Genomic DNA, 25,461 nt, shown 5'->3' with positions numbered 1-25,461 from the left:
GACCAGTGCTTGACCAGTGAGGGGAGCATGCCGTGCGCTGTCGCACCGCCGTGGTCATTCCCCCGTCACGCTACGACGTGATCCTGGTGTCTTCGTTGGTGTCCGACGTCGGCCGCGCGGCCCGCGTCGCCCGCCCGTGACGAACGTCTGACCCCTGCCCGCCGGGGGCTCTCCACGACCTGACCCCGGGTCGTCTCGTCTCGTCCGGGAATCGCGCCGTCCTGTCCGGATCATTCCGAAGGGCCACGGGCCGTGCGTACCAACTCACACCATCACATCACCGACTCGCTGACCGGCGTCCGCAACCTGGGCATCCTCGCCCACGTCGACGCGGGCAAGACCACCGTCACCGAACGGATCCTGTACGTCACCGGCGCCACCTACAAACGTGGCGAGGTGCACGAAGGGACGACCGTCACCGACTTCGACTCCCAGGAGCGCGACCGTGGAATAACCATCTTCGCCGCGGCGGTGAGCTGCGCCTGGGACGGCCACCGCGTCCATCTGATCGACACCCCGGGCCACGTCGACTTCTCCGACGAGGTGGAGCGCTCGCTGCGGGTGCTCGACGGCGCGATCGCGGTGTTCGACGCCGTCGCGGGCGTCGAACCGCAGAGCGAGTCGGTGTGGCGGCAGGCCGACCGGCACGGGGTGCCGCGAATCGCCTTCGTCAACAAGCTCGACCGCGCCGGGGCCGACCTCGACGCGGCCGTCGCGTCGATCCGCGAGCGGTTGCGCGTGGTCCCGCTGGTCGTCCAGCTGCCGATCGGACGGGAGGACGGGTTCACCGGCGTGGTGGACCTGCTGCGCATGCGGTCGCTGGTCTGGGCCGGAGGGCGCGACACGCTCGAGGAGGGGCCGGTGCCTGACGCCCTGCTGGAGGAGGCGCACCGGCGCCGGAGGCTGCTGGAGGAGACGGTGGCCGGACTGCACCCGGCCGCGCTGGAGGAGTTCTGCGCGGAGCCGGAGATCTCCGCGCCGACCCTCGCCGCCGCGCTGCGCGACCTGACCCGTACGGGTGAGGGCGTGGTGGTGCTGTGCGGATCGGCCTACCGCGACCGGGGGATCGAGCCGCTGCTGGACGCCGTCGTCGCCTACCTGCCCTCACCGCTGGACGTGCCGCCGGTACGCGGGACCCGCGACGGGTCCCCGGACGGCGCGGTGCGGGAGCGGGCCGCCGACCCGGCGGCGCCGTTCGCCGGGCTGGTGTTCAAGGTGAGCTCGACCGCGACCGGGCGGCTGGCCTACCTGCGCGTGTACTCGGGGACGATCAGGAAGGGAGACACCGTGCTGGACGCGGGCGCGCGGCGTACCGAGCGGATCGGCCGGATCCTGCGGGTCCAGGCCGACCGGAACACCGAGGTGGACCTGGCGGTGGCCGGGGACATCGTCGCGGTGGTCGGGCTGAGGGCGGCCCGCACCGGGGCCACCCTGTGCGCGCCCGCGGAGCCGCTGGTCCTCGAACCGCCGGTCGTGGCCGATCCGGTGGTCTCCGTCGCGGTCGAGGCCCGCAGGAGCGTCGACGCGGGCAGGCTGGCATCGGCGCTGGCGCGGCTGGCCGAGGAGGATCCCTCGCTGGTGGTCCGGACCGACCCCGAGACCGGTCAGACGGTGCTGTCGGGGCTGGGCGAGCTGCACCTGGAGGTCGCGGTGGAGAAGATCCGCCGTACCCACGGGCTGGAGGTCGGGGTCGGCCGCCCGCAGGTGGCCTACCGGGAGACGGTCGTGCGCGGGGTGTCCGGGCTGCTGTACCGGCACGTCAAGCAGGATGGCGGCGCCGGCCAGTTCGCCCACGTCGTCCTCGACGTGGAGCCGCTGGAGAGCGCTCCGGACGGCACCGGCGGGCCGGGCTTCGTGTTCGGCTCGGCCGTCGTCGGCGGGCGGGTGCCGAAGGAGTACGTACGGGCGGTGGAGGCGGGGTGCCGGGACGCGCTGGCCGAGGGTCCCCTCGGCGGTCACCCGGTGACCGGCCTGCGGGTCACGCTGACCGACGGGGCCACCCATCCCAAGGACTCCTCGGAGATGGCGTTCCGCACGGCCGGACGGTTCGCGCTGCGGGAGGCGCTGCGGGCCGGTGCGATGGCGTTGCTGGAACCGGTGGTCGAGGTCACGGCCACCGTGCCCGACGACGCCGCGGGCGGGGTGCTGGGCGATCTGGCGGCCCGGCGCGGCCGGGTCACGGGCTCGACCGCGCGGGCGGGGACGGTGGTGATCACCGCGACCGTGCCGCTGGCCGAGCTGTTCGGGTACGCGACCCGGTTGCGCAGCCGGACCCAGGGCCGGGGAACCTTCACCACCCGGGCCACCGGCTACGCCCCGGTGCCGGGCGCGGTGCGTGACGGGACACCGTCCCGGTAGAAGCGGGTGACGGTCCTGCCTTGTGCGGTGCCTGACGGGACACCACACCGGTGATGGTCCTGCTCTGTGCGGTGCCCGATGGGACGCCGCACAGAGCAGGAACCCGGCGATGGCCCCGCCCGCGGGCGGGGCCATCGCTCGGTGTGCGAAGGCCGGGAACACCGATATATCGGGCTGCCGTCGTTCTCCGGCCGGGCTATGCTGCCTCATCCCGCCGATGATCGACCGGCCGGGAATCGGGGACACGCGTGCCCCAGGTCAACGAGCGATGTCAGAAAGGCCTGTTCATGAGCAGCGAAGCTGTGGATGAATTCGTCGAAACCAAGGTTCAGCCGGAACACCGGGAAATCGTGGAGACACTGCGCGAGCTCATGAGGGAGTGCGCTCCCGACGCGGCCGAGGTGATCAGCCGTGGGTCGCCCGCCTGGCAGGGCCGTAAGCTCCTGGCGATCATCAGCGTCAGTAAGACGCACCTCACCTTCGCCTTCGCACGGGGCGCGGAGTTCGAGGACTCCTTCGGCCTGCTGGAGGGCGTCGGCAAGACGACGAGGCACGTCAAGCTCAAGAAGCCGGAGAACGTGAACCGGGAGGCCCTGCGCGACTACGCGCGGCAGGCCGTGCGGCTGGACCAGGAGTAGCCGGGGGACGGGGCGGTGAAATGTCGCAGGCGGTCCCTACCATCTGATCGACCGATCAGAAGGGCGGGCGGGAGACCGATATGGGCGCGTGGGACATGGGACCGTTCGACAACGACGGGGCTCTCGACTATCTGGGTGCCCTCGACGGCGCCAAGGACGCGACGAAGATGTTCGCCCTGGTGATGCGGGAGATCCTCGACGAGGACGAGTACGTGGAGGGGCCGGAGATGAGCGGGGCCGTGGCGCTGGCCTGCCTGGTCGGTGCCCGCGTGCTCGGCACCGAGCGGGACGCCGTCGCCGCCCGGTGGCTGAGGGACAATCCCTTCGAGGTGTCCGCCGGGCTTCGCGACCTCGCCCGGGCCACCATCGACCGGGCGACCAGCCCCGACGACAACGAGCTGTACGAACTGTGGAAGGACTCCGGCTCCCTGGACAAATGGCTCGCGACCCTCGTCCCCTACCGTCAGGCCCTGGCCTGACCCTCCAAGGAGGGGCACGAGGGTCCCGGGTCAGGAGAGCTGGCGGGTGGCCAGGCGGGCGAAGAGGCCGTCCCGGTCGGCCAGGAGGTCGTCGTAGGTGCCCTGCTGGACGATCCGCCCCTCGTCCATGACCACGATGCGGTCGGCGGCGACCACCGTGGAGAGCCGGTGGGCGATCACCACCCGGGTGGCGTTCAGACGGCGGGTGCTCTCGGCGACCCGGCTCTGGGAGGGGTTGTCCAGCGCGCTGGTCGCCTCGTCGAAGAACACGATGCGGGGCCGGGCGACCAGCGCGCGGGCGATCATGAGGCGTTGCCGCTGGCCGCCGGAGAGCGTGCTGGTGCCCTCGGAGAGCACCGTGTGCATGCCCATCGGCATCGCCCTGATGTCGTCGGCGAGCCCGGCCATCTCGGCCGCCGTCCAGGCGTCGTCCACGGTGTGGATGCCGCTGCCGACGATGTTGGCCTGGATGCTTCCCGCCTGCAGCGCGCCGTTCTGGAGCACCACCCCGCACTGGCGGCGTACGGCGGAGACGTCGAGTTCGGCGAGGTCCTGGCCGTCGTAGAGGACGGTGCCCGACAGCGGGGTCTCGAAGCCGAGCAGCAGCCGCAGCACCGTGGACTTGCCGCTGCCCGAGGGGCCGACCAGGGCCACGAACTCGCCGGGCTCGATCGACAGGGCGACCCCGTCGAGGGTGAGCGGGCCGTCCTGGCCGTAGCGGAACGACACCGTGCTGAGCCCGAGCCGTCCCGACAGGTCGCCGGGGTCGGCCTTGGTGCCGTCGGTCTCCGGCCTGGCCTCCAGGATCGGCCTGATGTTCTCCAGCATCGGCACGACGCCCATCGCGGTGACGGCGGCGGCGGTGAACTGGAGGCTGGAGGCGAGCAGCAGGCTGAGCGCGGTGAAGAACGGCAGGAACGTGGCGACCGGGATCTGGCCCGCCATCGGCCCGGCCACCACCGCGAACACGACCCCGGTGCAGACCAGCGGGAATCCGGCGTTGAACGTGGTCACCGCGTTCTGGATGCGGCGGGCCGAGGCGGTCAGCGAGCGGCCCCTGGTGACCTCACGGGTCCACTCGGCGAACGCGCGTTCCTCGGCGGCGGCGGCCCGCAGCTTCGGCATCGCGGTGAGCATCTGGAAGACCCGGGCCGACATGGTCCGCTCGTGCTCGTAGGACTGCCGTTGCCAGCGAAGCTGCATCCGCCCCGCGACGGTGGCGAAGCCGAGCCCGAACAGCATGAGCGCCGTGGCGACCAGGGCCAGGCGCACGTCGTAGAAGTAGACCAGGACGAGGTTGGCCGATCCGGTGAGCAGTCCCAGCGTGGCCGTGGTCAGCATCCCGGAGAGCATCTCCTGCGCCGAGCTGATGCCCAATACGGTGGTGCCCAGCTCGCCGGTCGAGTAGCGGGCGAAGAACCCGGCGGGCAGGGAGAGCAGCCGGGTCCACAGGCCCGACTGCAGGGCCGAGGTGGTGCGGCTCTCGACCCGCAGCACCGCGATGTTCTGCACCACCGACAGGACCGCGACCACGAACCCGGAGCCGATCACCAGCAGGGAGCCCTGCACGATGAGGTCGAGTTCGGCCCGGACGGTGAACACGCCGAGCACCTTGCCCGTCATGATCGGGACGAGTAGCCCGAGCAGGGCGACGAGCACCCCCATGGCGGCGAACCGCAGCAGGTCACGGTAGTTGCCGCTGTCGAAGAGCCCCAGGCGCAGCAGCGCGCCGACGGTCTTGACCGCGGCGGGCAGCGGCCGGTACAGCACGTGCGCGCGCTTCTCCAGGCCGCGGGCGACGGCCGCGGTGACCGGGGTGAGCACGCCGTCGTCCACCATGACGTAGCCGTGGCCCATGGTCAGCAGCGCCACGGGACGGCCCGCGGAGGTGCTGCCCACCATGGGCCCCAGGTCCTGCTTCCACCACGGGCCGTCCAGCCGCACCATCCGGGTCCGTACGCCGGAGGCGAGCGCTATCGCCTGCAGGTCGCCCATCGGACGGTCCTGGCCGCCGTGCCGTACCGGTGGCCGGACCTCGAAGCCCAGGTGCGCCGCCACCAGCCGGGCCGCGGCCAGGGCGGGCGGGTCGTTGGCCACGTCGGCGAGCTTGACCTGGACCTCGGTGTCGCGCAGTACGGCGTCGAAGCTCCGTACGGCCTGTGTCAGCACGGTGCTCTCGCGGTCGCGCAGGCCGGTCAGCGCGGCGCGCTCCTCCTCGCGCTGCCGGTCGAGGCGTTCGTCGACGGTGGCGAGCAGCCGGACGGCGTGGGTGGCGAGGAACTCGCAGAGCAGGCCCTCGTCGAAGACCGAGTGCAGCGAGCGGGTCCGCAGCCGGATCCTGGTGCGGGCGATGAGCCAGTCCCGCTCGGTCAGGCAGATGTCGCCGCCCGCGCCGAGCACCAGGTCGCTGTTGCCGACCCCCACCTCGCCCTCCTCGACGCGCACGCAGCGCACGCCGTCGACCGACCGCAGGGTACGGCCCGCGTCCAGTTCGGCGGTCCCGTTGGCGGGCAGCGGGACGAACTGGCGGGGCGGCAGGGTGGCGGGCAGCGCCTCGGCGAGCAGCTCGATGCCCCGGCCGAGCCCCTTGACCAGCCAGGCGGCGGCCTCGGGGGGCAGGTCGTGCAGCACCGCGACCGGGACGTCGGCCAGTACGGCGCCGGGCACCGGGCGGGCCACGATCACGTGGCGCGGCCCCGGCGGCACTCCGCAGGCCAGCACCGTGCCCGCCTCGGCCCGGCCCAGGAAGTTCCAGCGCCCGTCCAGCTCGCCGTCGGCGGTCCGTACCGCGAACAGGTCCACCAGGCCCGACTCGACCAGCAGCATCCGCCCGGGGTTGTCGAGGGCCGTGAACCGGTCGGTGCCGAGGTCCAGCGGGATGGCGACCCCGGCGAGCGCTGTGGGCGCTGTGGGGCTCACAGTCCTCCTCCGGTGTTGAACAGCCGGGTGTAGATGCCGTCGGCGGCGAGCAGGTCCTCGTGGCTGCCGCGCTCGGCGACCCGGCCTCGGTCCAGGACGATGATCTCGTCGGCGTCGCGGATGGTGGACAGCCGGTGGGCCATCAGCAGGCAGGCGCACCCTCTGCGGCGCAGGTTGTCCATGATGACGCGCTCCGTTTCCGGATCCAGGGCGCTGGTGGCCTCGTCGAGGATGAGCAGGGTCGGTTCCGCGGCCAGGGCGCGGGCCAGTTCGAGCCGCTGCCGCTGGCCGCCGCTGAAGTTGCGGCCGTCCTCGCGGACGAACGAGTTGATCCCGCCGGGGCGGGCCAGCACGGCGTCGTAGACGGCGGCGTCACGCAGCGCGGCGAGTACCACCTCGTCGGGGACGGCCTCGTCCCACAGGGTCAGGTTGTCGCGGACGGTCCCGGCGAACAGCACGATGTCCTGGTCGACGTAGGCCATCGAGCTGGCGAGCACGGTGCGCGGGATCTCGTCCACCGGGTGGCCGTCGAGCAGGATCTGCCCGGAGCGCGGTTCGTACAGGCCGGTCAGCAGGCGGCCCAGGGTGGACTTCCCGCTGCCGGAGCCGCCCACGATCGCGACCCGGCTGCCCGGTGTCATGCTCAGCGAGAGGTCCTTGATGATGGGGTCGCTCAGCGGGCCGTACCCGAAGGTGACCTCCCGCAGTTCGAGGCGGCCCTCCAGCCGGGTCGCGATCTCCGTCTCGCCGCCGGTGCGCTCGAAGCAGCGGGCGATCGGGTGCCGCTCCACGTCGTGGATGCGCTTGGCGTCGGCGCTGAGGTCCTGCAGGCGGCCACCGAGGTTGGTGAGCTGGGTGACCGGCCTGCTCAGCGCGGCCAGCAGGGTCTGGAAGGAGATCAGGATGCCGACGCTGAGCACGCCCTCCACCACCCGCAGCCCGCCGATCAGCAGCATCAGGCCGGTGTTCACCGTGGCCAGCAGCGGCGGGACCACGACCAGCACCGCGGTGGGCACGCCGAGCCGCTGCTGCGCGGAGACGACCTTGGCCAGGAAGCCCGCCCAGCGGGTGAAGGCGTCGGGCTCCGCGCCGGTGGCCTTGACCGTCTCGATCATGCTGAGCGTGGCGAAGGTGGTGCCGGTGAGGTTGCCCCGGTCGGTACGGAGCGCGGTGACCGCGTCCTTGCGCGCCCGCGCGACCCAGCGCAGCACCAGGATGTTCAGCGCGGCCATGCCGACGCCGATGACGCCGAGCAGTACGTCGTAGCGGACCAGCAGGGCGGCGTAGAACGCCACCAGCACCATGTTGATCACTGTCAGCGCGAGGTCGCGGGAGAGGATCTCGGCCACGGTGTCGTTGGTGGAGATCCGCTTGGCGACCTCGGCCGGGCGGCGTTGCAGGAAGAACTCGATGGGCAGCCGGAGCAGGTGCCGGAAGAAGCGGGCGGAGCCGACCAGGCCGACCCTGATCTCCAGCCGCAGCAGGTAGTACTGCTGCACCGAGGTCAGCACGAAGATGGCCGCCGCGGTGAACGCCATCACGACCAGCAGCGGCGGCAGCACGCCGGGGGAGCTGCCGTTCAGCACCCGGTCGATGAACACCCGGTAGTAGGCGGGCCCCGCGATGCCGGGCAGGAGCAGCAGCGCGCTGGCCAGCAGCACCAGCGGCAGGGCGCGTCCGGAGGGCAGCCGCCACTGGAGCAGCGCCCTGCTGAGCCTGGCGCGTTCGCCACCCGGCGTGAAGTCGGGCCCCGGCTCGAAGGTCAGCATGATCCCGGTGAAGCCGGAGTCGAACTCCGACCACTCCATCAGCCGCGGACCCGACGACGGGTCGTTGACCGCGACCATGGTGCGGCCGAACCGGGTCACCAGCCCCTCGACCACGATGAAGTGCTGGAACGCCCAGAAGATGATCACCGGCCCGGTCTGGTCGCGGAGCAGCTCGGCCTCGACCTGGAAGCCCTTGGCGATCATTCCGTAGGAGCGGGCCGCGGCGAGCATCGAGGACGCCTTGGACCCGTCCCTGGACACCCCGCACCGGCCGCGCAGGTCCTCGAGCGGGACGTGCTTGCCGTAGTGGCCCAGGACCATCGCCAGCGCGGCGGCGCCGCACTCGACCGCCTCCATCTGGATCACGGTCGGGACCCGGTGACGGTTCTTCCTGCGGGGGCGCGGGGCCTGGGGCTGTTTCTTGGGCGCGGGCTTGGCGGGCTTGGCGGGTTTCAGGGTGGTGTTCGTCATGGTGTTCTCCTCCGCTCAGCGCCCGAGCACCAGGTCGAACGGCGTCTGCTCGCCCAGGTGGATGGAGGCCGACACGGTCACCTGCGAGTCGAGCCGTACGGGCGGGCCCTGCGCGGTCGACCAGGTGTATCCCGAGTGCGCGCCCGGGTCGGGGATCAGGTCCACGATGATCATCAGGGGGGCCTGGACGGTGGCGTACCTCCTGGCGGCCAGCTCGCCGCCGACCAGCCCGGCCAGTGCCTCGCCGGTCAGGGGGTAGCGGCTGACCGAGGTGACCTGGCCGCGCAGCAGCCCGAAGGCCGCGGCGGGCGCGGTGGACACCTCCAGGTCGACCGGCCGTCCGGGGGTGATCCACGCCGCCCGGTCGGCCGGTACGAACACCATGGCGACCAGGCGGTCGTCGGGCAGGTCGGTCCGCTCGACCGTGGCGACCGTGGTGCCGACGGCCACGACCTGGCCGTCGTTGATCGTGGTGCCGACGACCTGGCCGGTGAACGGGCTGGCCACCTCCTGGGTCTTGCCGTCGGTGTCCTGCAGCTCCGCGACGGACTGGCCGACGATCACCCGGTCGCCCGGCCGGACCAGCACGCGGCGGGCCAGGCCGGAGTAGTGGCTCTGGATGCGGGCCGTGCCGCCCGGGTGGGTGAGGACACCCGGGGCGGCGACCGAGATGCGCAGCTCGGCGGCGAACGCCCAGACCAGCCCGCCCGCCATCACGATCATCACGACGAAGACCGCGATCCACCCCCGGGGGGTGGCCAGCAGGGTGGGGGAGTCCAGCTCGTCGGGCTCGCGCATCCGTTGCAGCGCCTGGTAGCGGAATCTCATCGCGGTCTACCCCTCCGTCCGGGGCCGGGAGCCGGGAACGAGTTCTCCGGCGGTCATCTGGTGGTGGAGTCGCGTCGCGGTCGACAGGGCGTCCGATGGTGGAGCCATCGCGGTCGGCGGGGCGTCCGGCGGTGGAGTCATCGCGCTCTACCCCTCCGTCCGGGGCCGGGAGCCGAGGACGAGTTCCCCGACGGTGCCCTCAAGGAGCGGGTCGTGTCCCGAGGCGGTGGCGAAGGCCGCGGCGTCCCCGCCGCCCAGGCCGCACACGGCCAGGTCCATCGCGGTGGCCACCAGGTAGAGGGTCTGGTAGAGGACCCCCACGTGCTTGAGGACCAGCGGGTAGGCGACGGTCTCGTACTTCCACATCACCCGGCCGAACCTGGCCGCCACCAGGAGCACCACCTGCGGGTCCGTCTCCATCATGGCGGCGTTCCGCGCCTCCCTGACCAGCGCCTCGGTGGCCTTGCCCGGCTCGGCGACGAGCTCCAGCTCGTGCCGGTCGGTCGCGTAGTGCCACAGCCCGGACGGCAGTCCCTCGCACGCGGAGACCAGCGGGTAGACCTCCAGCTCGTGCACGGCCCCGCCGCTCGGGTACGGGCGGCTGGCCAGCCGCTGGCCGTCGCTGCCCGTCATGGTGCCCCGCCTGCGCAGGCTCCGGTAGAGCAGCTCGCCGAGCTGGCCGAGGGTGATCGGCGTCTCCTGGTCGTGGGCGCGGATCGAGGTGCGCCGTTCGAGGACCTCGGTGAACGACGGCTCCCTGGCCGCGATCTCGTCCAGGTCGGGCACCGGCAGCGCGACCGTACGGATGCCCGAGGGCGGCGGGGAGACCGGTTCCGGGGGGAAGCGGTCGCCGAGGGGATAGGTGCCGCCGTACCCACCGGCCGAGGCGGGGAAGCGGGTACGGGAGTGGAAGGCCAGGTCGGCGGGGTGCCACTGCGCGTAGGGGCGCTCGACCACCTCGGTGTCGTCGTCCGGGCCGCCGGGGGCGAGCAGCCCGGCCGTGGCCAGCAGCCGCAGCAGCGGGACGGGTGTCCCGGTGTTCCAGGTCGCCAGCTCGCCGAGCAGCCCGGCGGCCGGCGGCGCCAGTTCGACGGCCAGGTGACGGCCGGGGGCGCGGAGGGTCGGCGCGCCGTCCACCACCCGTGTCTCGGCGAAGCGCGACAGCCGTACGGGGCCCGCCGGGGCCGCCGCGAGCAGCGTCGAGCCCCGGCCGACCGGATAGAGCCTGGCCGTGACGGCGCCGTCCACCCGCACGGCGTGCTCGACCAGCCCGGAGGTGTTCAGCCCGCGGAACAGCATGTGCCAGCGGAGCAGTCCCGCCTCGCCGTCCGCCGTGGTCACCGCGGCGGCCAGGGCGGTGTCGTCGTGGTCGCCCTCGGCGAGCATCTTCAGTGCCGTGCCCTGCCCGTGGGACAGGTTCCTCAGGTCGAGGAACGTGGTGGCGAGCTGGATGCGCTCACCGGAGAACGTCGCGTCCCTGCGGAGCCGGGAGACGATGATGGGGTTCATGGGGGACCGTCCGTCTCAGAAGAACACGTTCCAGGAGTTGATCTCGTCCTGGGGGGTGGGGCGGTCGAGCCAGCCGAGCCGTACCGGCGCGTCGTAGAGGCGGCCGGGGGCGAGGCGGCGCCAGAAGTGCCGCAGGCCGGGCGCCATCACCTTGACGACGTTCAGCTCCAGGTCGGGGCGGGTCTGGTCGAGGACGATCACCTCGGAGCCGGCCGCCTCGATCGCGTCCACGCACCGGCGTACGCACTCGGCCAGGTCGGTGGGGGCGGGCGGGCCGACGGTGACGGGCGGCCGGTCCGGGTCGGGCAGCAGCCAGGGCTCCCGGTCGAGCCTGGCCTCCTTGCACCAGGCCAGCATCTCCGGGTCGTCCACGCGGTAGAGCGTGTTGCCCTCCTCGTCGCGCCGTTCCACGGTGGGCAGGAACTGGTTGAGCTCGGTGAGCGCGCGGAACGCCGCGACGCGCGGGTCGGGGTGGCTGCCGAAGCCGACCATGATGTCCTCGACCTCGTGGCGGCGCCGGGAGACCGCGGCGTACACCGGGATGCCCACGTCGGTGGTGAGGTCGAGCATCCACAGGTCGCGGTCCATGCCGTCGTAGAAGTTCCGCAGCTCGCCGACGTAGGGGTCGTTCAGCGAGTCGAGGTCGAAGGCGGGGCGGCGCAGCCGGTTGTACCACCACAGCGCCACGGAGTCGCGTTCGACCAGCTCGCAGATGCCCTGGAGGATGGCCTCCTCCAGGGTGTTGCCCGCGGCGCTGCCGTTGGAGTCTGCGATGCAGAAGAAGTGGCCGTAGAGGTCGGGGTGGCCGTACCAGGCGTAGGCGGCCGGGACGAGCCGCTCCTCGTCGCGGGTGAGCGACCAGGCCCGCGACCAGTCGAACGGCACGGTCTCCGGGAACGGGTCGGGCACCTGCTGCAGCCGGTGCGCCGGGTCGGCGTTCCACTCCGCGCGCCCGGCCCGCTGCTCGTCGGAGAAGAGCAGCATCCGGTCGGGGTGCACGGCCGCCGCCGGGTCCAGGTCGGCGTACGCGGCCCGGATGACCGGCTCGTCCCCCCGCCAGACCCCCGAGTACCGTTCGATCGCCTCGCAGACCGCGCTGACCTTCGCCTGGATCTCCGAGCGGCCCTTGCCTCCGCTCTGGCCGCGCAGGTTGCGGCGCAGCAGGTCCATGCTGTCGTTGACCATGGCGAAGTTGTGCCCGGCGGCGTAGCTGAAGGTCAGGCCGGTGGGGTCGGCGCCGATGGAGTTCAGCTTGCTGATCGCGCCGAGGTGCGGGCTGATGTGCCGCTCCAGCCGGTCGAACGTCTCCTGCGGCTGGTTGACCCGGTAGCCGCCGTCGGTGACGTGGCTGGCCTGCCGCGGGGTGAGCACGATCTTGGGGTCGTCGTCGGGCGGCGTGCCGCACGAGGGGCACTGCGGCTGGCGGACCAGGACGTGCCTGCTGGTCTCCAGGGTCCCCAGGTCGAGGGCGACCATCTGGCCGCAGAGCGCGCCCGGCTCACCGGTCGCCACGATCCTGGCGACCTCGGCGGCCAGCATCCCGGCCAGCGCCAGCGGCCCCGCCGCGATCTGCGCGCGCACCGGGTGGAACGGGGTCCGCTCGCCCCGCTTCCCGGCGAGGTAGCGCTCCAGCTGGCGGTTGCCGCTGAGCCGCTGCGCCAGGCACGACCAGCAGCCCGTGTGGTCGGGGTCGAGGTAGGGGCCGAGCCACGGGCTGACGCCACCCGGCTTGGCCAGCAGCCAGGGCAGCCCGGACGCCAGCTGCAGCGCGTTGCGGCGTTCCAGGGCCGGGTCGAGGTAGTCGTCGACGAGCACGACCGACACCCCCTCCGCGGGCACCTCGCCGATCGCGGCGGCGCGCACCCTCAACCCCAGCCCGGCCAGGGCGTCCACGACCGGGGTGGCGTCCACCCCCTCGGTGGCCGAGACGGTGACCGGCGTGCCCTTCGTGACGGCCGCCGGGTCGACGCCCAGCGCGTCCCAGTACGCCAGCACCTTCTCCGGCAGGTCGGGACGGCCCTCGGCGAGGTGCCCCGCCGCCTCGTAGCGGCGCAACGTGGTCAGCACCGTGGTGAACGGGACGCTTCCGGACAACCGCTGGACGATCTCGCTCACGGTCGTGCGGCCGTCAAGGTGGGGCAGCACGGCCACGGCGGCCTTCCCCGGCACGAGGAAGTCCTTTCCCTCCGCGAACAGGAAGACCCTGGATCCGTCCACAACCTCGACATGGAAATGAGCTTTTAGCCGTGGACTCTCCATCGCCATCCGCCTTTTTATATCAAGCTCTCGACACCTTCTTCATTGCGGATTTAAACACGGGGGAGGCCGGATGGTGAATGCGCAAAAAATTGTACGCATCGCCCGGCCGATACTTAGGGCGCGGGCGCCGCCGCCTCAGTATCGTCGCGTCCGGCGGCAATCGGGCTCACAACCGGATCGCCGCGAAAGACGGGCACGGAACCCGTTGAGATCCGTATCGGAAGAATGGGACGATGGGGCATGGCTCCACTTCTTCACCGGGACAGAGAACTGACTGTATTCCGGGAGGCACTTGACGATCTCAGGTCAGGAAGACCGACCGTCGCGTCAATTCTTGGGGAAAACGGGATGGGCAAGAGCTCCTTGCTCGGCGCCATTACCGAGATGCTGCCCCCGCGCAGCCGGGTGTTGCGGGCACGCTGCCACCCGAGTGAGAGCCATTTCGCCTACGGCATGGTCCGCCAGCTCTTCGACCCGGTCCTCTCCTCCGGTGAGCGGACCCGCAGGCAGTTCGACCGCGCCGCCGGTGGCGACGGCCCGGCCACCCACGACCTGCTGCTCAGCCTGTTCCACATCACCCGCGACCTCGTCGCGGAGCACCCGGTGGTCATCGCGATCGACGACCTGTCCTTCGCCGACACGCCGTCGCTGCGCTGGTTCTCCTACATCGCGCGCCGCCTGGACGACCTGCCGGTGATGATGATCGCCACGCTGCCCGGCAGCGCCCCGGCCGGGCTCGGCGCGGACCTGGGCAAGCTGCCGTACGCGCGGCTGGTCCAGCTCAGGCCGTTCTGCGCCACCTGCACGGCCGACTTCGTCGCGGAGGCGCTGGGCGCGCCGCCCGACGTGGAGCTGGCCGCGCTCTGCCACACGCTGTCGCAGGGAAACCCGCTGGTGCTGCGCGAGCTGACCAGCCGGATGCGGCAGGCCAGGGTGAGCCCGGGGGAGCCAGACGCCGACCAGGTGCTGGAGATCGGCACGGCGGCGCTGTCCGACACCGTGCTCGAATGGCTGCACAACCACGACCCGGTGGCCTCCGAGCTGCTCACCCAGCTCGCCGTCATGGGACCCGACACCGACATCACCGTGGCGGCGATCCTGCTGAGCCAGGGCGAGCCGCAGGTCAGGCAGGCCCGCCGGGCCCTCGTCCAGGCGGGCCTCATCACGGAGGGGCCGCCCGTACGGTTCCGCGACCCCCTGATCCGTACGGCCGTGCTGTCGCGCGTCGACAACCAGACCCGGCTCGGCCTGCACGAACGCGGGGCCGCGCTGCTGGCGCGGCTGGGCGCTCCGGCCGCGCAGACCGCCGAGCACCTGATGCTCACCGACTCCGACTGGGGGGTCCCGGTGCTGCGCAGGGCGGCCACCGAGGCGGTCGCGGCCCGCGAGTACGACGACGCGACCCGCTACCTGCGCCGCGCGCTGGCGTGCTCCGACGACGCCGCCACCATTCACGAGCTGACGTTGCAGCTCGGCATGGTCGAGCTCCGCCACGACCTGGACGCCTGCGTCCGGCACGCCGAGGCGCTGGCCACCACCACCCCGGACCCCGCCAGGCGCGCCAGGTCGCTGCTGAACCTGGCGAGTCCCGCGCTCGCCGCCAGCACGGTGGGGGTGCGGCCGTTCGTCACCGCGGCCCACGAGCTGGCGGCCGTGGCGGACCCGCCGAGGGGGCCGCTGCTTCGGCTGACCGCGCAGGGGGTGCTGTCGGGATACCGCACCGGTTTGCGCAGGTCGCTGCGGATGGCCGTGTCCGGCGTACCGGACGCGGCGGCGAAGGAGTTCTCCGGCGCGCTGGCGGCGATGGTCGCGGCGGGCGGACGATATCCCGACACCGCCAGGCGGCTGGCGACGCGGGCCACCCGGGAACGTTCCCGCAGGGACCGCCCGGTCGGGACCGGTCTGGTGGGTGCCGCGCTGGCGTTCGGCTGGACGGGACAGCCGGAGGAGGCGCTGGCCGTGTGCGCCAGGATCCTGCAAGATGCCCGCACCTGGGACCAGCCGGACCTGCACGCGCTCGGGCTGCTCCTGCGCTCCGACGTCGGCCACCGGCGGGGCGACTCGGCCGACAGCCTGCGGGACGCGCTCGACGCGCGGGACGGGGCCGAGCTGATCGGCGCGCGGGTGCTGGCCACGGCGGCCCGCGCCTGCGGCGCACGCGCCCTGATCAGGATGGGCCGTACGGAGGACGCCAAGGCGCTGCTCCGCGAGATGGAGGTCCCCGCGGACGCCCACCCCCTGGTCAAGAGCATGGTCCTGGAGGTCCAGGGGCTGATCGCGGCGGAGGCGGACGACCACGCCACCGCCCTGGGCCTGTTCCTCGACTGCGGGCACCGCCTCTCCGCCCGGGGCATCACCAACCCCGCCTGCCTGCCCTGGCGCGCCCACGCCGCCAAGGCGTACACCGCGCTGGGCGAGCACTCCGCGGCCCGTACGATCGCCGCCGAGCCGCCGGTGAGCCGGGACCACGCGCCGAACGCGCAGCCGCCGCACGCCCGGATCGTGCTCACCCCCGCCGAGCAGCGGGTCGTCGAGCTCGTACGGCAGGGCATGAGCAGCATGGAGGTTGCCGAGCGGCTCTGCCTGAGCAAGCGCACCATCGACACTCACCTGGGCCGCATCTACCGCAAGCTGGGCATCCGAGGGCGGCACCAGCTGTCCACCGCCCTCGGACTCTGACCAACGCGAGGCCGGGCCGGTCTGGTCTGTCCGATGCCCGGCCCTCCGACCGGTGTGGTGACGCCGGTTCGTTCTGTGATCAGCGCGGTGACGTCGGCTTGTCCGGCGGTTCTGTGATCAGTGTGGTGACACCTGCTTGTCCGGTCGTCCTTCGATCAGCGGGGTGACACCGGTTCGACGGCTTTTCCGATGCCCAGCCTCGGTTCGGTGACCAGGTACAGGCCGGTCGCGTCGCCGGGGCCGCCGAGGTCGGTGCCCGCGGCCTGACCGGCTCTCCCGGTGACCATTTCTCCGGCGAGCACCATCGCGTCCAGCGGGGCCGCGCCGCCGACGCGGGTCGCGTCGTCCAGGTCGGTCAGGCCCGAGGTGATCGAGGCGAAGGCGCCGTCGGAGGGGGCCGGGGCATCACCGCCGCGCTTCCTCATCAGCTCCGGGTACTGGCCCCTGGCCAGGCGCTGCGCCAGCCAGAAGTAGCTGTTCTTCCCCCGGTACTGCTCGTAGAACCCGGCGACCATGGAGAACATCCGGCCGTAGGCGTTGCGGTAGTGGGACTCGTGGAATCCCAGCGCCTCGCGCTCGGTGACCTCCCCGGCGTGCGTGGACAGGATGCTCGCGGCCGCCAGCATGCCGCTGTACATCGCCAGGTGCACGCCGGTGGAGAGCAGCGGGTCGAGGAAGCAGGCGGAGTCGCCCGCCAGGAAGTAGCCGGGGCCGCAGAAGCTGTCCGCCGAGTAGGAGAAGTCCCGTTCGACGCGGGCCTCGCCCTCGAAGCGGCCGCTCGCCACCAGCTCCGTCACCGTCTCCGACTCCGCGACCAGGGCGAGGAACATCGCGTTCACCGAGGGGAACTCGGGCCTGCGGGCCAGGAAGTGGTCCCGGTGGGTGACGAAGCCCACGCTGTAGACGTCGCCGCTGAGCGGGATGACCCAGTACCAGCCGTTGGGGGAGGAGATCACGTTGATGCCGCCCCGGGGAGTACGGGGAAGCAGGGCGCCACCCCGGTAGTAGCCCCAGATGGCGACGTTGCGGAAGACGTCGTGCGGCTGCCGGTTGCGGAAGTGCTGGGAGGAGAGCACACCGGCGCGGCCTGAGGCGTCCACCACGAAGTCGGCCGGAGCCTCGTGGAGGCGTCCGTCGTGCGTCCACTCCACGCCCACGGCACGGTCGCCGTCGAAACGGACCTTCTTCACCTGGGCGCCCTGGACCACCTCGACGCCCTGGTCGGCGGCGTGCCGGAGCAGGACGTCGTCGAAGTCGGCGCGGTCCACCTGCCAGGACCGCACCTGGTCGCCGAAGAGGTCCGGCCAGTTGATCGTCCAGTCGCGCTCGGCGCCCCAGCGGAGCAGCAGGCCCTCCTTGACCTGGTAGCCGCGGGCCTCGATCTTCTCCCGCGCGCCGACGAGGTCGATGATGGCCCGGCAGGAAGAGGAGATCGACTCGCCGATGTGGTACCGAGGGAAGAAATCCCGTTCCAGCAGGCGGACCCGGGCACCGGCCCGCGCGAGCAGCGCCGAGGAGATCGCTCCCGCCGGGCCTCCGCCTATCACCACCACATCAGGCGCCATGAAATACCCCTCTCCCACACGAGAATGGCCAGCCCGAGAATCATCGCAAGGGTGAGAGGATATTGTTAATACGTATTTATGCTCATCTTGGTACGCATTTTCGGATTAATTCAGGACGGTGAGGCCGAAGATCGCGCCCAGGGGGTCGGCGAACAGGCCGGATTCCAGCGGACGGGCCCCGGCGGCGAGGGCCGCCTTTCCCGCGTTCTCCACGCTCTCGACTTCGGTGCCTTCGACGCCGAAGAACGGCACCCAGCCGGTCCCGGACGAGGGGTGGATCACCAGGGGAGTGTCGCCGTACAGGCTCCGGTAGAACTCCGCCGCCAGGTGCGGGCGGGCGCTGTGCAGCTCGCAGGCGCACAGGGCGCCGGGCTCGTCCACCAGGACCACGCCCTCGTCCCTGCCTCCCTCCCAGAAGCCGACCGCCGCGCCCGCCGGGTCGACGGCCAGGCAGAGACGGCCGTCCTCGCCCGCGGGCACCGGGCCCATCACGATGTGGCCGCCCAGGCGCCCGACCTCCGCCCGGGTGTGGTCGAGGTCCTTGGACGCCAGGTAGACGTTCCACGACGAACCGGGCGCCCGGCCCATCGGGCTGGGCCCGAGGCCGCCGATGATCTCCCCACGCAACGTGATCAGGTGGTAGCCGCGATCGTTGTCCCTGGTGAACTCCCATCCGAACAGGTCGCCGTAGAACTGTTTCGCACCGGTCAGATCGACGGTGATGTGATCAACCCAGCAAGGTGTTCCCGGTCCGTACGCGGTCCGCCGGGGCATGGTGTCTCCTGGATCATGTCGTCGATGAGTGCCGCGGCCTCCTCCGCACCGCCGAACTCCGGCATGAGCAGCCGGTAACGGGGAGCGTCGGCCAGGTCCGAGGTGGCCGGGGGCCAGACGTGCGGCTGGAAGGCCCAGGGCTCCAGCCCGCAGCGGTCGTCCTCTCCCTGGCAGAGCCTGACCAGTGTGGGCGGGGCGAGCCTGGCGGTGATGGGGACGGGCGGGCCCAGCACTTCCGGGCGGACCAGGACGGACTCCCCGGCCAGCGTCGGCCGCGCCTGCCGCCAGGCGCCGGAGTCCGCCTCCTGGCCGATCAGGCCGCCGGTCCTGGCCGACTCCAGGGCGCTGCCGCGCAGGTCCAGCGGCACCTGGAAGGGAAGCGTGTGGCCGGTGCTCCGGTCGACCACGAGGAGCTGCCCCGACACCGGCCGCCAGGAGCGTCCGGCCAGCGCGGCCGCCACGCCGGCGCCGGGTGAGCAGGAACTGCCGATCAGGGCGACCGTCGCGTCACCCTTGGCCATGACGATGGCGCGCATCACCACGAAGAGATGGTCGAGTACGGCGAACGGGGGAAGCGGAGGTGGCATGGTGCTCCATCCTCGGAACACGCGACGCTGCAACAGCATCCCGTCGGGACGGTGGACCAGCAGTTCCCCGCCCGACGGCCTGCCGGTGAGAAGCTTCACGACCAGCTGTGCCTCGCCGGTCTCCACCAGGTGGGGACCGAACATGAATGCCAGGTCGGCGGGGTTGAGTTCGGTGAGAACCATGAAGGTCATGCCGAAGAAATTCAACAACAGGGGCACTAACCCCCCTTACGGGTGTCCAACTGCAAGCTCTCGTACAATAGCCTCAAACGCGATCTACTCTCTCAGATAACGTCAGTCCCGCAAATACCGCCTTTGCTGACATTTCCGGTTGTTCCAACAGGGGAAGGTGCCCCGAGTTTGGGATTGTCCGAATATGGCAGTGCGGGACCGTCTGTCGTAGCGTCTCGGCATTGGCCACGAAGGTGGGCATGTCCGAGTCGCCGACGATCACCATGGTCGCGGCCCCGATCCCGGCCAGGGCCTCCGGCGGGTGCCGGTGCGCGCTGAGGGCGGCCATCGCCCCCGTGTCCAGCTCGGCCCAGGAGTGCCCGCCGATCACCGCGCGCAGCCGGGCCCGCAGCTCGGGATGTGCCTCGGTGCCGCGGAAGATGTCCGGCGGGGAGCTCATCCACAGCTCGGCCATCTGCTCCCGCCCGCCGCCCGCCCTGCGGACCATCATGAGCTCCATGTAGCGCCGCCGGGCCGCGAGGTCGTGCGGCGCTCCGCCGAGTGTCGGCGCCGCGAGCACCAGGTGCCGTACGGCCTCGGGCGCCTCCAGGGCCATCTGCAGCGCGACACTGGAGCCGAAGGAGAGTCCCACGACCCGGTCTGCCCGCTCGGCCACGGCGATTTCGGCCAGCCGTAACGCAAGCGTCGGCAGAGTCGTGCCGGGGCGCAGCGGTTCGGAGCCACCGTGACCGGGAAGATCCACGCCGATGTGCCGCCAGCCCGGCAGCAGCTCCCACAGCGGCCTCCACAGCGTGAGGTCCATGGTGTAGCCGTGCACCCACAGCACCGCCGGACCCGTCCCCGACGCGACGACCCGAAGCCCGTTCACGCGGGCTCCCTGAGTTCACCGGGTGTCCCGGGTACGGGCTCCCCGACGGCCGGTTTTCCGAGAGCCGGTTCCCCGGGGGCGGGTTCCCTGACGGCTGGTTTTCCGGAGGCGGGTTCCCCGAGAGCCGGTTCCCCGGAGGCCGGTGTCCCGAAGGTCGTGCAGAACTTCCGGTAGGCCACCACCGCCGCGTCCCTGCTGTCGAAGCGGGGGACCGCCCGAGGGTTCAGCCGCTCCCAGATCACCGCGTCCTCGTCCAGCGCGCGCTCGCTGCCGTGGACGAGCAGCGGCAGCTCTCCCCGCTGCTCCGGGCGGACCCCGATCGCCACCCGCGCCACACAGCCGCCCCGCTCGTACGGCACGGCGGCGGTGACGATGACCTGCTCCCACCCCGGCGGCCCGAACCGGGTGACGACCACGCCGGGACTGTACGCGCGGGCCAGGAACCGTGCCCGGACGACCTGCTGCCCGGAGGTGCTCCCCGGCTTGGCGCCCATGACGAACTCGCCTTCGATGACCAGCTCGCCCTCGTCCCCGTCCCGATGCGCCATCCCGCGCAGCCGGGGCACCTTGTGCACCTCGGTGAAGTGGTCGATGTCGAAGGCGTTCTCCACGATCAGCGCCGGGTCGGCGGCCACCGGCCTGACCACGGCCGCCGTGAGCGGGTGGGTCGCCTCCAGTTCCTTGAGCGCCCTGGTGAGCCCCCGGTCGTCGTCCGCGCCCCCGACGCCGTCCGAGAACCGGACGAACACCGCCTCACCGGAGACGATCACATGGTGCTCGCGTACCGACAGCCGCCCGGTGGCCTCGCCCAGCGCGATCCTGCGGCCGTGGAACGGGCAGACCAGGCAGCCGCCGGAGAGCCGTCCCCCGTAGCCGAGGTGCGCGCCCCGGTGCGGGCAGTCGGCGTCGAAGACCCGGATCCCCGTCTCGTCCCGTACGGCCACCAGCCGCCGGGTCCCGATCTCCAGGGGGGTCACCTCGGCCGCCAGCTCGGAAGTGAAGGCCGGTAGGTACCAGCCGGAATGAGGTGTTGTCGAGTGTTTCACGTCTGACGTCATCAGCCCATCGCCTCCAGGAGCCGGTCGGCGGCGATCGCCCCGCTGGCGATCGCCCCCTGAACCCACGGCGGTCGCGTCCCCGAGACCGTGGCCTCGCCCGCGAAGAAAAGCGTGTCCGCGACCGGCTCGGCCCAGACCTCGGGAGCCCGCTCCGCGCCGAGCAGCGGTGCGGTGAACGCGCCCCGGCTCCACGGGTCGGCCCCCCAGTCGGCGATCTCCGTGTCCACCACCCGGGCCCGCGCGGACCAGGGCAGGGCCACCGCGAGCAGGGCCGACAGGGCGGGACCGGTGGCGGCGCGCACGCAGGCCGCCGCCGCGTCCCTGGCCACGACCAGCACCTCGGGACGCCCCTCGCGGCAGCTCACGAAGCCACCTGCCCCGTCCGCGTCGAACACCGACGCCGTCTCCGGCGCGGGGACGGACAGGGTCGCGACGACGCAGCAGCCGTCTCCCGGCGCCAGGGCCCGCGCGGCCTCGGCCTTGTGGTCGGGCAGGTCCTTGATGGTGAGCGTGCCGTGGGTCACGACGGAGGGCGGCACGGTCACCACCACCCGCCCCGCCTCCACGGTCCCGCCCGGAGTCTGCGCGCCGACCCGTCCCGGAGACCAGCCGAGCACCTGGACGGGGCAGCCGGTGCGTACGTCGAGTCCCTCGGCCAGCCGCCGGGGCAGCAGGTCGAACCCGCCGGACACCACGAACTCCCCCCGCCCGGCGGTGTCCCCCCGCTGGGCCGAGGCCACGCCCCCGGCGCTGAGCCGGTCCGGATCCGCGGCCCAGATCTGGCGGAACCACTCGCTCGCCACCGGGTACGGCCCGCCCCGGTCCCCGAGCCAGTCGTTCACCGACTCACCGGCCCCGGCGCCCTCGGCGTTCAGCCTGGCCTCCAGCGCCCACGGCGGATTCGGTGTGCGGGCCAGCGCCCCCATGGGGCGGCCCACCCGCCCGCTGATCACCCGGGCCGAGGTCGGCCGGGGCGCCGTCTCGGTCTCCACGAGTTCGTGGACGGGGTTCCGGTCGCCGTGGACGACCTGCGCGCCCAGCTCCAGCGAGGGCCCGCCGTCCGCGGGACGGAAGGTCCGTATCCGCCCGCCCACCCGCGACCTGGCCTCGACCACCACGGTGGACACCCCGGCCTCGGCCAGGCGGGCGGCGCAGGTCAGCCCGCTGACACCCGCGCCGATCACCAGGACCTCAGTACGCATCCCCGCCTCCCCGTTCCAGCGGGAAGCCGTCCGGGTCCGCCGGGAAGCCGTCCGGGTCCGCCGGGAGGCCGCCTGAGTCCGCCGGGAGGTCGCTCGGGGCCACCGGCAGGTCGTCCGGGTTCATCGAAAGGCCGCCCAGGTTCACCGGCAGGGAGCGCAGCCGCCGGGGGATCAGGGAGGAGGCCCACGCCGGTCGCGCGTCGGCCAGCGACGCGGCCGGGAACCGCCCGGCCAGCCGGGACAGCAGCACCGCCCCGGTCTGCCGTACGAGCTGCGCGGCCAGGCAGAAGTGCGGTCCCCCGCCGAAGGCGAGGTGCGGGTTGGGCGTCCGGTCGAGCAGCATCTCCCCTGGCCGGTCGAAAACGGCCGGATCCCGGTTGGCGGCGGCCACGACCGCCAGCACCCGGGCTCCCCGGGGCACCTCCCCGCCGGGCAGTGTCACGTTCCCGACCGCGACCCTCGCCGTGAACGGGATCGGCGCCTCCAGCCGCAGCAGCTCGTCCATCGCCGTACGCGCCAGCTCCTCCCCGCCCTCGCGCAGCGCGGCCAGCGCCTCCGGGCGAGGCAGCAGCCAGTACAGGGCGTTGCCGATCGCCTCGGCCAGCGGCTGCCACCCGCCCACCACGGCGAGCCCGAGCACCCCGAGCATCTCCGGCCGGGTCAGCCGGTCGTCGGCGGCGAGCCGGGCCAGCGGGCTGGGCGCGGCGACCACGCTGTGCCCGTCCAGGAACCGGTTCAGCTCTCCCATGGCCGACCTGCCCAGTGCCGCGACCTGCGGCCCGGCCAACGGATCCAGGTTGATCGAGGCCGCCTGGGCGAGCTGCGCGAAGACCTTCCTGTCGCTCTCCGCCAGCCCGAACAGCCGCAGGAAGACCGAGGTGGCCAGCGGGCTCCCGATCTCCCTGACCGCGTCGACCACGGTCTCGCCCGCCAGCCGTTCGAGAAGGTCGTCCACGTCGGCGGCGATCCCCCCGGCCACCGACGCGATCGCCGCGGGGCCCAGCAGCAGCAGTCCCGGCGCGCGCAGCCGCGCGTGGTCGGGCGGGTCCGTGGTGAGCATCGACGGCGGCAGCTCCTCGCCGCGCGCCCGCTCCTGCTGCCCGGCCGCCGCCGAGAAACCCCGGTCACGCAGTACGGCGGCGCAGTCGGCGTGCCCGGTCACCAGCCACAGCCGCGACATCTGGTCGTAGTGGACGGGAGCGTGGGAACGCAGCCAGTCGTAGGCCGGATAGGGGTCGGTCCGTCCCGAGGGGGAGAAGGGGTGGGACAGGTGGGCGGGGAGCCGGATCTGAGTGCCTGCCGTCACGCGTCAGTTTCCCTTGCTGTCACTTGCCTGAGCGACTTTCCCGATCTGCTGTCACTTGCCTGATAAGCGAATTTCCCGGTCAACCGCCTGCCCTGCTCAGGAGCCCGTACGGTCAGATGCCTGTCCTGTTCAAGAGCCCGTACGACCAACCGCCTGCCCGGCCGGACGCCCGTACGCCCGTATGACCTGTCCGGTCACCGCACGCGCGCGTTGCGCCAGCCGAACGTCAGCGCGGTCAGCAGCAGCCCGCCGACGGCCCACAGCCCGAGGACCAGCGCGACGCGGCCGAGCTCCCAGCCGCCCGCCGGTTCCACGACGGTGAAGGCGTCCGGCAGGAACACCGCGCGGAACCCCTGCGCCATCCACTTCACCGGGAACAGCGCGGCCGTGTTCTGCATCCACGCGGGAAGCTGGTGGAAGGGGTAGAAGACACCGGAGATGAACTGCAGCACCATGAACACCGGCGTCACGATCGCCGCGGCGGAACGGCTGTTCGGGATCGCCGCGCTGTAGGCGATACCGGCCAGCGCGCACGTGACGGTGCCCAGCGTCAGCACCCACGCGAGGGTGAACCAGCGCTGCGCTGTGCCGGGCAGGGGCAACCCGAACGCGGTCACCGCGATGCTCACCAGCAGCACCGTCTCCACCACGGTGGTCACCACGACCTTGACCAGCTTGCCGATGAAGTAGGCGGACTTGGGCATCGGCGTCATCGCCAGCCTGCTGATGAGGCCGGTGTCCCGCTCGATCGCGATGTTGATGGCCAGCCCGGAGAAGGCGGTGCTCATCACACCGGCGGCCACGATGCCCGCCATGAAGACCTGTTTGAAATCGGTCTGGGTGCCCTGCACCTTGCCGGTGAAGATCGCGCCGAACACCACCAGCAGGATCACCGGGAAGAACAGGGTGAAGACCAGCGACTGCCTGTTGCGGAAGAACGACTTCAGCTCGACCGACGACCGGGCGGTACTGGACCGCCACAGGTCGGGCAGCAGTCCGCGGCCGGGTGCGCGGACGGAATCGATGACGCTCACGTGTTCTCCTCCGGCTGTTCTCGGTGCCGGTCGATGAGGTTGAGGTAGATCTCTTCCAGGGTGAGCCGGTGCACGGTCAGCTCGGGCAGCTCGGTCCCGGCCCAGGACCCCAGCAGGCTCACCAGCCCGGTGGGCTCCGAGGTCAGTACGGTGACCAGGTCGCCCGCGCCCGTCGGCCCCGGTTCGAGGACCGCCCCGCGGGGCAGGTCGGGAAGCGCCCGGCCGGCCAGCGACTCGGAGCGCCGGAACGACACGGTGGCCGGGGTCGTCTCCCGCCCGCCCAGCTCGCGCGGCGGCCCGCAGGCCACCAGCCGCCCGCCCGCGATCACCCCCACGCGCGTGGCCAGCGTCTCGGCCTCGTCCAGGTAGTGGGTCGTCAGCACCGTGGTGCGGCCACGTTCGGAGAAGAACCGCACCAGCTCCCACGCCTCGCGACGGGCGACCGGGTCGAGCCCGGTGGTCGGCTCGTCAAGGAAGATCAGTTCGGGGTCGCCGACCACGCCGACCGCCACGTCCAGGCGGCGCTGCTGGCCGCCGGAGAGTTCCGTGGTCTTCTTCTTCTCGTACGTTCCCAGGCCGACCATGTCGAGCACCTGCGTGGGCGGCAGCGGCCTGGGGTACATGGCGGCGAACTGTCTCACCACCTCACCCACGGTGAGATCGGGGTAGGCGCCGGTGGACTGGCCGACCACCCCGATACGCGCCCGCCATTCCCGCGGGTCCCTGGCCGGATCCTGGCCGAGGACCTGCACGTCTCCACCGCTCCGCCGCCGTACTCCCGTCAGTATTTCGACGGTCGTTGTCTTTCCCGCGCCGTTCGGCCCGAGCAAGGCGAACACCTCGCCGCGGTGTACCCGCAGGCTCAGATCGGTGAGCACCGTGTGCTCCCCGTAACGCTTGTTCAGGCCGGTGACGGCGACCGGATCGTTTTCCGCGGCGGCGGAAACCATCGACTTACTCCTCCGA

The 25,461-nt window shown here is 72.1% G+C and carries 18 protein-coding genes; 4 read left to right on the top strand and 14 right to left on the bottom strand.

What is annotated here, in order from left to right; translation table 11 throughout:
• Nucleotides 1-252 precede the first annotated feature (252 nt).
• The 3 genes from fusA to ACW9TB_RS05580 all read left to right on the top strand — a co-directional run bounded on the left by fusA (nt 253) and on the right by ACW9TB_RS05580 (nt 3,475).
• Nucleotides 253-2,358 carry an elongation factor G gene (gene fusA, locus ACW9TB_RS05590; protein ID WP_472746844.1) on the top strand — a complete coding sequence of 702 codons (2,106 nt, stop codon included), beginning with the start codon at nt 253-255 and terminating at the stop codon, nt 2,356-2,358.
• A 287-nt stretch (nt 2,359-2,645) separates the two neighbouring features.
• A complete protein-coding gene (locus ACW9TB_RS05585; protein WP_472746843.1) occupies nt 2,646-2,996 on the top strand; it encodes a DUF1801 domain-containing protein in 351 nt (116 codons plus the stop codon).
• Nucleotides 2,997-3,076: 80 nt separating this feature from the next.
• Entirely contained in the window at nt 3,077-3,475 is a 399-nt protein-coding gene (locus ACW9TB_RS05580) for a DUF4259 domain-containing protein (protein ID WP_472746842.1), read from the top strand.
• Between the two features lie 30 nt (nt 3,476-3,505).
• On the opposite strand, the gene ACW9TB_RS05575 is transcribed toward ACW9TB_RS05580, so the two are convergent.
• The 5 genes from ACW9TB_RS05575 to ACW9TB_RS05555 all read right to left on the bottom strand — a co-directional run bounded on the left by ACW9TB_RS05575 (nt 3,506) and on the right by ACW9TB_RS05555 (nt 13,230).
• Entirely contained in the window at nt 3,506-6,394 is a 2,889-nt protein-coding gene (locus ACW9TB_RS05575) for an NHLP bacteriocin export ABC transporter permease/ATPase subunit (protein ID WP_472746841.1), read from the bottom strand.
• Entirely contained in the window at nt 6,391-8,634 is a 2,244-nt protein-coding gene (locus ACW9TB_RS05570) for an NHLP family bacteriocin export ABC transporter peptidase/permease/ATPase subunit (protein WP_472746840.1), read from the bottom strand. The genes ACW9TB_RS05575 and ACW9TB_RS05570 overlap by 4 nt, the downstream gene beginning before the upstream one ends.
• Nucleotides 8,635-8,649: 15 nt before the next feature.
• Nucleotides 8,650-9,462, bottom strand: coding sequence for a biotin/lipoyl-containing protein (locus ACW9TB_RS05565; RefSeq protein ID WP_472746839.1), 813 nt, complete (start codon nt 9,460-9,462; stop codon nt 8,650-8,652).
• A 147-nt stretch (nt 9,463-9,609) separates the two neighbouring features.
• Nucleotides 9,610-10,971 (bottom strand): SagB family peptide dehydrogenase, encoded by a 1,362-nt coding sequence (locus ACW9TB_RS05560; protein ID WP_472746838.1) that lies wholly within the window; start codon nt 10,969-10,971, stop codon nt 9,610-9,612.
• 15 nt (nt 10,972-10,986) lie between these two features.
• Nucleotides 10,987-13,230, bottom strand: a complete 2,244-nt coding sequence (locus tag ACW9TB_RS05555) for a TOMM precursor leader peptide-binding protein (RefSeq protein ID WP_472747108.1) — start codon at nt 13,228-13,230, stop codon at nt 10,987-10,989.
• 225 nt (nt 13,231-13,455) lie between these two features.
• Here ACW9TB_RS05555 and ACW9TB_RS05550 point away from each other — a divergent pair, with 225 nt between their 5' ends.
• Nucleotides 13,456-15,909: an ATP-binding protein gene (locus tag ACW9TB_RS05550; protein ID WP_472746837.1), complete on the top strand. Its 2,454-nt coding sequence runs from the start codon at nt 13,456-13,458 to the stop codon at nt 15,907-15,909.
• 155 nt (nt 15,910-16,064) lie between these two features.
• Here the strand turns inward: ACW9TB_RS05550 and ACW9TB_RS05545 are convergent, their stop codons facing one another.
• The 9 genes from ACW9TB_RS05545 to ACW9TB_RS05505 all read right to left on the bottom strand — a co-directional run bounded on the left by ACW9TB_RS05545 (nt 16,065) and on the right by ACW9TB_RS05505 (nt 25,445).
• On the bottom strand, nt 16,065-17,474 hold the full coding sequence (locus ACW9TB_RS05545) for an NAD(P)/FAD-dependent oxidoreductase (protein WP_472746836.1): 1,410 nt from the start codon (nt 17,472-17,474) through the stop codon (nt 16,065-16,067).
• 105 nt (nt 17,475-17,579) lie between these two features.
• On the bottom strand, nt 17,580-18,248 hold the full coding sequence (locus ACW9TB_RS05540; protein ID WP_472746835.1) for a VOC family protein: 669 nt from the start codon (nt 18,246-18,248) through the stop codon (nt 17,580-17,582).
• The gene (locus ACW9TB_RS05535) at nt 18,182-19,027 is read right to left on the bottom strand and encodes a hypothetical protein (protein ID WP_472746834.1); all 846 of its coding nucleotides are present in this window, start codon (nt 19,025-19,027) and stop codon (nt 18,182-18,184) included. The genes ACW9TB_RS05540 and ACW9TB_RS05535 overlap by 67 nt, the downstream gene beginning before the upstream one ends.
• A gap of 73 nt (nt 19,028-19,100) precedes the next feature.
• On the bottom strand, nt 19,101-19,895 hold the full coding sequence (locus tag ACW9TB_RS05530; protein WP_472746833.1) for an alpha/beta fold hydrolase: 795 nt from the start codon (nt 19,893-19,895) through the stop codon (nt 19,101-19,103).
• Complete coding sequence (locus ACW9TB_RS05525) at nt 19,892-20,941, bottom strand: Rieske 2Fe-2S domain-containing protein (RefSeq protein WP_472746832.1); 1,050 nt, start codon at nt 20,939-20,941, stop codon at nt 19,892-19,894. The genes ACW9TB_RS05530 and ACW9TB_RS05525 overlap by 4 nt, the downstream gene beginning before the upstream one ends.
• A gap of 11 nt (nt 20,942-20,952) precedes the next feature.
• Nucleotides 20,953-22,155: a flavin monoamine oxidase family protein gene (locus ACW9TB_RS05520; RefSeq protein ID WP_472746831.1), complete on the bottom strand. Its 1,203-nt coding sequence runs from the start codon at nt 22,153-22,155 to the stop codon at nt 20,953-20,955.
• The gene (locus tag ACW9TB_RS05515; protein ID WP_472746830.1) at nt 22,145-23,461 is read right to left on the bottom strand and encodes a cytochrome P450; all 1,317 of its coding nucleotides are present in this window, start codon (nt 23,459-23,461) and stop codon (nt 22,145-22,147) included. Before ACW9TB_RS05515 ends, ACW9TB_RS05520 begins: the two co-directional genes overlap by 11 nt.
• A gap of 194 nt (nt 23,462-23,655) precedes the next feature.
• Entirely contained in the window at nt 23,656-24,495 is an 840-nt protein-coding gene (locus tag ACW9TB_RS05510) for an ABC transporter permease (protein ID WP_472746829.1), read from the bottom strand.
• Entirely contained in the window at nt 24,492-25,445 is a 954-nt protein-coding gene (locus ACW9TB_RS05505) for an ABC transporter ATP-binding protein (RefSeq protein ID WP_472746828.1), read from the bottom strand. The genes ACW9TB_RS05510 and ACW9TB_RS05505 overlap by 4 nt, the downstream gene beginning before the upstream one ends.
• Nucleotides 25,446-25,461 lie beyond the last annotated feature (16 nt).

Source organism: Streptosporangium sp. H13245 (genome assembly GCF_055690525.1).
This window is presented reverse-complemented; position numbering and strand designations above follow the sequence as displayed.